The following is a 7,877-nucleotide window of genomic DNA, read 5'->3' on the forward strand; positions in this document are numbered from 1 at the left end:
CCGCGAGGGGGTTACTTGGCCGGGGCCTTCTTCGTCGGCCTGCCGGCCGGTTTGGCCGGCTTGGCCGGGGCGTCGGCCGGGGCCTGCTCCGCCGGGGCGTCGGCCGGGGCCGACTCCACCGGAGCCGTCGAGGCCTCCAATCGCGCCACGCCGAACTTCAGCGAGGCCTCGTACGTGTTGTCCGGATCCAGCCTGCGCAGCTCCTCCGCCAGGAGCTCGGCCGTGTCACGGCGCTTGAGCGCCACCGCACGGTCGGGCTGCCCCGGCATGCACAGGGTGGCCAGCGAGCCGTCCGCCCGGTCCAGGACGATGTCCCCGTCCTTGGTGGACAGGCGTACGGCCGTCAGGCCCGGGCCCGACGACAGCGTGCGCTTGACGGGGACCTGGAGCCGGTCCGCCAGCCACATGGCCAGCAGTTCACAGCTCGGGTTCTCGTCCTCGCCCTCGACGGTCGCCGAGGTGACCGACAGGGCCTGCTGGTCCAGTGCCGCGGCGAGCATGGAACGCCACGGGGTGATCCGGGTCCACGACAGGTCCGTGTCCCCGGGGGCGTACGCCCCAGCCCGGCCACCGAGCGCCCTGATCGGATCCTCGCAGGAGTACGTGTCCGTGATCCGGCGCTGGCCCAGCGCACCCAGCGGATCGCCCGCCAGGTCCGTGGGGGCACCGTCCGGCCACCAGACGACCACAGGGGCGTCCGGCAGGAGCAGCGGGAGAACCACCGACTGGGCGTGGTCGACCAGTTCGCCGTGAAGGCGGAGCACAACCGTCTCACCGCTGCCGGAGTCCGCCCCGACGCGGACTTCCGCGTCGAGCCGGGCGTCGCGGCGGCTGCGTGGCGAGCGGCTGGCCCGCTTGATGACGACGACGATCCGCGAGGGGTGTTCGTGGGACGCGTCGTTCGCCGACTTGAGCGCGTCGTACGCGTTCTCCTCGTCGGTCACGATCACCAGCGTCAGGACCATGCCGATGGCCGGCGTGCCGATGTCCCGGCGTGCCTGCACCATCGCGGCATTGATCTTGCTGGAGTTGGTCTCCGTGAGGTCGATCTTCATGGCCGGCGCCAGCTCCGTCCGTCTCGTGCGAGCATCTCGTCCGCCTCGACCGGCCCCCAGGTGCCCGACGGGTACTGCGCGGGCTTGCCGTGCTTGTCCCAGTACTCCTCGATCGGGTCGAGGATGTTCCAGGACAGTTCGACCTCCTGGTGACGCGGGAAGAGGTTCGCGTCGCCGAGGAGCACGTCGAGGATGAGCCGCTCGTACGCCTCGGGGCTCGACTCCGTGAAGGACTCGCCGTAGGCGAAGTCCATCGTGACGTCCCGGACCTCCATGGAGGTGCCCGGGACCTTGGAGCCGAAGCGGACCGTCACGCCCTCGTCCGGCTGGACCCGGATGACCAGGGCGTTCTGCCCCAGCTCCTCGGTCGCGCCTGACTCGAACGGCAGGTACGGGGCCCGCTTGAAGACGACCGCGATCTCGGTCACCCGGCGGCCCAGGCGCTTGCCGGTCCGCAGGTAGAACGGGACGCCCGCCCAGCGGCGGTTGTTGATCTCCAGGCGGATGGCCGCGTAGGTGTCGGTCTTCGACTTGGGGTCGATGCCGTCCTCTTCGAGGTACCCGACGACCTTCTCGCCGCCCTGCCAGGCGGCCGCGTACTGGCCGCGCACCGTGTGCTTGCCCAGGTCCTCCGGCAGCTGCACCGCCGTCAGCACCTTGAGCTTCTCCGCCACCAGCGCCTTGGGGTGGAAGGAGCCGGGCTCCTCCATCGCGGTCAGCGCGAGCAGCTGCAGCAGGTGGTTCTGGATGACGTCACGGGCGGCGCCGATACCGTCGTAGTACCCGGCCCGGCCGCCGATGCCGATGTCCTCGGCCATGGTGATCTGCACGTGGTCGACGTACGACCGGTTCCAGATCGGCTCGAACATCGTGTTGGCGAAGCGGAGCGCCAGGATGTTCTGGACGGTCTCCTTGCCGAGGTAGTGGTCGATCCGGAAGACCTCGTCGCGCGGGAAGACCTCGTGGACGACCTTGTTGAGTTCCTCGGCGCTCTTCAGGTCGTGTCCGAAGGGCTTCTCGATGACGGCACGCCGCCAGGAGCCCTCCTTCTGCGCCAGCCCGTGGTCCTTGAGCTGCTGGACCACCTTGGGGAAGAACTTCGGCGGGACGGACAGGTAGAAGGCGAAGTTGCCGCCCGTGCCCTGCGCCTTGTCCAGCTCCTCTATGGTCGCCTTCAGCGTCTCGAAGGCCGCGTCGTCGTCGAAGTCGCCCGAGACGAAACGGCAGCCCTGCACGAGCTGCTGCCACACTTCCTCGCGGAAGGGCGTCCGGGAGTGCTCCTTGACGGCGTCATGGACCACCTGCGCGAAGTCCTCGTCCTGCCACTCGCGGCGGGCGAACCCGATCAGCGAGAAGCCCGGCGGGAGCAGGCCTCTGTTGGCCAGGTCGTAGACGGCAGGCATCAGCTTCTTGCGCGACAGGTCACCCGTAACGCCGAAAATGACCAGGCCGGACGGCCCCGCGATACGCGGGAGCCGCCGGTCCTGTGCGTCACGAAGCGGGTTCGCTCCGTTCACAGACAAGGTGTTCAGGCCTCCGTGGGGGCGAGGCGCGCAAGCTCCGCCTCGGTCGACTTCAGCAGGTCGTTCCAGGACGCCTCGAACTTCTCGACGCCCTCATCCTCGAGCAGCTGCACCACATCGTCGTACGAGATGCCCAGCTTCGCGACCGCGTCGAGCTCGGCGCGCGCCTGCTCGTAGGTGCCGCGCACGGTGTCGCCCGTGATCTGCCCGTGGTCGGCGGTGGCCTCCAGGGTGGCCTCCGGCATGGTGTTCACCGTGTTCGGGGCGACCAGGTCGTCCACGTACAGGGTGTCCTTGTACGCCGGGTCCTTGACGCCCGTCGAGGCCCACAGCGCACGCTGCTTGTTGGCGCCGACACGCTCCAGGGCGGTCCAGCGGTCCGAGGAGAAGACCTCCTCGTAGGCCTCGTAGGCGAGACGGGCGTTGGCGAGCGCCGCCTTGCCCTTGAGGGCCTTCGCCTCGTCGGTGCCGACCGCGTCGAGGCGCTTGTCGATCTCCGAGTCCACACGGGACACGAAGAAGGAGGCGACCGAGTGGATCAGGGAGAGGTCCAGGCCGGCGGCCTTGGCCTTCTCCAGACCCGCCAGGTACGCGTCCATGACCTCGCGGTAGCGCTCCAGCGAGAAGATCAGCGTGACGTTGACGCTGATGCCCTTGCCGATGACCTCGGTGATCGCCGGCAGGCCGGCCCTGGTCGCCGGGATCTTGATGAGCGTGTTCGGGCGGTCCACCAGCCAGGCGAGCTGCTTGGCCTCGGCGATGGTCGCCGGGGTGTTGTGCGCCAGGCGCGGGTCGACCTCGATCGACACGCGGCCGTCCTGGCCGTCGGTGCGGTCGTAGACCGGACGCAGGATGTCGGCGGCGTCCCTGACGTCCGCCGTCGTGATCATGCGCAGGGCCTCTTCGACGGTGACCTTGCGGGTGGCGAGGTCGGTGAGCTGCTGCTCGTACCCCTCGCCGCCGCTGATGGCCTTCTGGAAGATCGCCGGGTTGGTGGTGACACCGACCACGTGCGACTGGTCGATGAGCTCGGCCAGGTTGCCGGACGTGATGCGCTTGCGGGACAGGTCGTCCAGCCAGATCGCGACGCCTTCGTCGGAGAGGCGCTTGAGTGCGTCTGTCATGGGATTACATCTCCTACTTGGTTCGGACCGGCGTCAGCGCGCAGCGGCTTCGAGGGATTCCTTCGCGGCGGCCGCCACGTTCTCGGCCGTGAAGCCGAACTCGCGGAAGAGCACCTTCGCGTCGGCCGAGGCACCGAAGTGCTCCAGCGAGACGATCCGGCCGGCGTCGCCGACGTAGCGGTGCCAGGTCAGGCCGATGCCCGCCTCGACCGCGACACGGGCCTTCACCGACGGCGGCAGGACGCTGTCCTTGTATGCCTGGTCCTGCTCCTCGAACCACTCGACGGAAGGCATCGAGACGACCCGGGTGGGAACGCCCTGGGCCTGGAGCTGCTCCCGGGCCTCGACGGCGAGGTGCACCTCGGAGCCGGTACCGATGAGGAGGACCTGCGCCGGGCCGCCCTCGGCCTCGAACAGGACATAGCCACCCTTGGCGGCCGCCTCGTTGCGCTCGTAGGTCGGCACACCCTGGCGGGTCAGCGCGAGGCCGTGCGGGGCACCCTTGCCGAAGACCTTGGTGTGGCGGCGCAGGATCTCGCGCCAGGCGATGGCCGTCTCGTTGGCGTCGGCGGGGCGGACGATGTTCAGGCCCGGGATGGCGCGCAGCGAGGCGAGATGCTCGACCGGCTGGTGGGTCGGGCCGTCCTCGCCCAGACCGATGGAGTCGTGCGTCCACACGTACGTCACCGGCAGGTGCATCAGCGCGGAGAGCCGGACGGCGTTGCGCATGTAGTCGGAGAACACCAGGAAGGTGCCGCCGTAGATGCGGGTGTGGCCGTGCAGGGCGATGCCGTTCATGGACGCGGCCATGGCGTGCTCGCGGATGCCGAAGTGGATGGTGCGGCCGTACGGGTCGGCCTCCGGCAGCGGGTTCCCCACCGGCAGGAACGAGGAGTCCTTGTCGATGGTGGTGTTGTTCGAACCTGCCAGGTCGGCCGAGCCGCCCCACAGCTCCGGGATGACCGCGCCGAGCGCGCCGAGGACCTTGCCGGAGGCGGCGCGGGTGGCGACACCCTTGCCGGCTTCGAAGACGGGGAGCTTGTCCTCCCAGCCCGCGGGCAGCTCGTTGGCGTTGATGCGGTCGAACTCGGCGGCGCGCTCCGGGTCGGCGGTGCGCCAGGCGGAGAACTCCTTCTCCCACTCGGCCTTGGCCTCGCGGCCGCGGTCCCCCAGCGCGCGGGTGTGGGCGATGACCTCGTCGGAGACCTCGAACGTCTTCTCCGGGTCGAAGCCGAGCACGCGCTTGGTGGCCGCGACCTCGTCGTCGCCGAGCGCCGAGCCGTGGGCGGCCTCGGTGTTCTGGGCGTGCGGGGCGGGCCAGGCGATGATCGAGCGGGCGGCGATGAAGGACGGGCGGCCGGTCTCGGCCTTGGCGGCCTGCAGGGCGGCGAAGAGCGCCTTCGGGTCGAGGTCGCCGTTCTCCTGCTGCGCGACGCGCTGGACGTGCCAGCCGTACGCCTCGTAACGCTTGAGGGTGTCCTCGGAGACGGCCGTCTCCGTGTCACCCTCGATGGAGATGTGGTTGTCGTCCCACAGCAGGACGAGGTTGCCGAGCTTCTGGTGGCCGGCCAGCGCGGACGCCTCGTGGGAGATGCCCTCCTGGAGGCAGCCGTCGCCCGCGACCGCGTAGATCATGTGGTCGAACGGGGAGGTGCCCTGGGCGGCCTCCGGGTCGAACAGGCCGCGCTCGTAGCGGGAGGCCATGGCCATGCCCACCGCGTTGGCGATGCCCTGGCCGAGAGGGCCGGTGGTGGTCTCGACGCCCTTGGTGTGGCCGTACTCCGGGTGGCCCGGGGTCTTGGAGCCCCAGGTGCGGAACGCTTCCAGGTCCTCCAGCTCCAGCCCGAACCCACCGAGGTAGAGCTGGGTGTAGAGCGTCAGGGACGAGTGCCCCGCGGAGAGCACGAAGCGGTCGCGGCCCACCCACTCGGGGTCCGCCGGGTCGTGCCGCATCACCTTCTGGAAGAGGGTGTACGCGGCGGGGGCCAGGCTCATCGCCGTACCGGGGTGGCCGTTTCCGACCTTCTGGACCGCGTCAGCGGCCAGGATGCGGGCGGTGTCGACGGCCCGCTGGTCCAGTTCGGTCCACTCGAGCTCTGTGGTGGTCGGCTTGGTGCTCACCGTGGGTCAGGGCTCCTCTCCACATGTATGAATCCCGGTGACGAACGGTGCACCGGCGCGATTCCGAGCCTACCCCCGCAACGGCGTGCAGCTATTCGAGTGCAGGCAGTCCGTCACCGTGCCGCCCACCGCTGTTCACCCGCCCACCGGCGATCGGCAAGGCTCGTCCCCCGTATGTATGCACGGTCCGATCGGCCCAACACGAAGCGACCCCGGCGCGGGGCGACGTAAGCGCAACGTCTACAGTGGCGTGGTACGCGCAAGCCTTAACCGGGCCTTCAGTTCTGGGTGGTCCGAGTCGGAGCTTGCTGGATTCTCTCTCAGGGGTGTGCGTGACGGCCGTCGAATCCCGTCCAGCGGGGGTGCTCGGGACGAGCCCCGGTCAGCGGCCGCTCGGGACCCGCGTCATGGCTTTCGTGGCATTGACCAAGCCGCGGATCATCGAACTTCTGCTGATCACCACAGTGCCGGTGATGTTCCTTGCCGAGCAGGGCGTTCCGTCGCTGCGGCTGGTCCTCCTGACCTGCCTCGGCGGCTACCTGTCCGCCGGCGGCGCCAACGCGCTGAACATGTACATCGACCGGGACATCGACGCCCTGATGGACCGGACCTCGCAGCGCCCGCTGGTGACCGGCATGGTCAGCCCCCGGGAGTGCCTGGCCTTCGGCCTCTCCCTCGCGGTCTTCTCCACCCTGTTCTTCGGTCTGCTCGTCAACTGGCTGTCGGCGGCCCTGTCGCTCGGTGCGCTCCTCTTCTACGTCGTGATCTACACGATGCTGCTGAAGCGGCGCACCGCCCAGAACATCGTCTGGGGCGGCATCGCGGGCTGCATGCCGGTGCTCATCGGCTGGTCGGCCGTCAAGAACGAGGTCTCCTGGGCCGCGGTCATCCTCTTCCTCGTCATCTTCTTCTGGACGCCGCCGCACTACTGGCCGCTGTCGATGAAGGTGAAGGACGACTACGCGCGCGCCGGCGTGCCGATGCTGCCGGTCGTCGCGGGCAACCAGGCCGTGGCGCGCCAGATCGTCCTCTACAGCTGGGTGATGGTGGCGGTCTCGCTGCTCCTGACCCCCCTCGGCTACACGGGCTGGTTCTACACCGCGGTCGCGCTGGCGGCGGGCGGCTGGTGGCTGTGGGAGGCGCACGCGCTGCACGCACGCGCCAAGGCGGGCGTCACGGGCGGGAAGCTCAAGGAGATGCGCCTGTTCCACTGGTCGATCACCTACGTGTCGCTGCTGTTCGTGGCGGTGGCCGTGGATCCCTTCCTCCGTTGATTACTCGCCGGTAGCATGGTTTCCATGGGAGACACCGCAGACACCGCCGCCGCGGACACCGCAGGCGCCGCGGACAAGAAGCAGGACCGTACGGCCACGAAGCTGGCCAAGCAGATCGGCGCGTTCGCCAAGCAGCACGGCGGCGCCGAGGGCCAGCTCGCCCACATCGGCCAGGCCGGCACCCGGATCGTTCTCGTGGGTACGGACGGCGGCTGGGGCGACCTGGTGGCGCCCACCTTCACGGTGGCGCAGCTGGCCGCGGAGAAGGCCGGGCTGACCCTCCACGACGAGTTCGACGGCGAGTTCGCCGCACGCGTGCGCACAGGTCCGTACGAGTGGACGCGGATGGCCGGCATCCAGATCGGCGGACCCGAGAACCCGGCTGCCTGAGCCCCGCGAGACGTCCGGGGACCCGGGAGTGCCGTCTCGGTCAACAGCACGAGCAACACCTCACACCCCGCTCACCCGTTAGGACGTGTGGAAGCCCCTTCCTCACGTCCGCAACGGGATGCCCGGATGATCGAAACGCCGCCCCTGGTGGACCAGTACTGCCACGGAGTACTCCGTACGGAGCTGGGCCTGGGCACCTTCGAGGCCCAGCTGATGCGCTCGGCCGGCCCGCCCGCCGCGGGCACCACCTTCTTCGACACGCAGACCGGCTTCGCGGTGCGCCGCTGGTGCCCGCCGCTGCTGGGGCTGGAACCGCACGCCGCCCCCGCCATGTATCTGGCGCGGCGGCGCGAGCTGGGCGTGGCCGAGACCGCCCGCCGGCTGCTGAGA

Annotated in this window: 6 protein-coding genes and 1 pseudogene; 3 read left to right on the top strand and 4 right to left on the bottom strand. The window is 69.7% G+C overall.

Going from position 1 to position 7,877, the window contains the following annotated elements:
- Positions 1-11: 11 nt before the first annotated feature.
- From opcA to tkt, 4 genes are read right to left on the bottom strand one after another with little or no spacing between them, the layout of a single operon-like run.
- On the bottom strand, positions 12-1,055 hold the full coding sequence (gene opcA, locus ACWGIU_RS22455; protein WP_453708417.1) for a glucose-6-phosphate dehydrogenase assembly protein OpcA: 1,044 nt from the start codon (positions 1,053-1,055) through the stop codon (positions 12-14).
- Positions 1,052-2,578 carry a glucose-6-phosphate dehydrogenase gene (gene zwf / locus ACWGIU_RS22460; protein ID WP_314249057.1) on the bottom strand — a complete coding sequence of 509 codons (1,527 nt, stop codon included), beginning with the start codon at positions 2,576-2,578 and terminating at the stop codon, positions 1,052-1,054. The genes opcA and zwf overlap by 4 nt, the downstream gene beginning before the upstream one ends.
- 5 nt (positions 2,579-2,583) lie before the next feature.
- Entirely contained in the window at positions 2,584-3,702 is a 1,119-nt protein-coding gene (gene tal / locus ACWGIU_RS22465; RefSeq protein WP_453708419.1) for a transaldolase, read from the bottom strand.
- 33 nt (positions 3,703-3,735) lie between these two features.
- On the bottom strand, positions 3,736-5,823 hold the full coding sequence (gene tkt / locus ACWGIU_RS22470; protein WP_453708421.1) for a transketolase: 2,088 nt from the start codon (positions 5,821-5,823) through the stop codon (positions 3,736-3,738).
- A 326-nt stretch (positions 5,824-6,149) separates the two neighbouring features.
- On the opposite strand from tkt, the gene ACWGIU_RS22475 reads away from it, so the two are divergent.
- From ACWGIU_RS22475 to ACWGIU_RS22485, 3 genes and pseudogenes are all read left to right on the top strand, one after another.
- Positions 6,150-7,097: a heme o synthase gene (locus ACWGIU_RS22475; RefSeq protein WP_453708424.1), complete on the top strand. Its 948-nt coding sequence runs from the start codon at positions 6,150-6,152 to the stop codon at positions 7,095-7,097.
- Between the two features lie 15 nt (positions 7,098-7,112).
- Entirely contained in the window at positions 7,113-7,487 is a 375-nt protein-coding gene (locus ACWGIU_RS22480) for a hypothetical protein (protein ID WP_453708423.1), read from the top strand.
- A gap of 126 nt (positions 7,488-7,613) precedes the next feature.
- A pseudogene (locus ACWGIU_RS22485) lies at positions 7,614-7,877 on the top strand (amidohydrolase); the annotation flags it as partial.

It is taken from the genome of Streptomyces sp. NPDC054840, assembly GCF_053611065.1.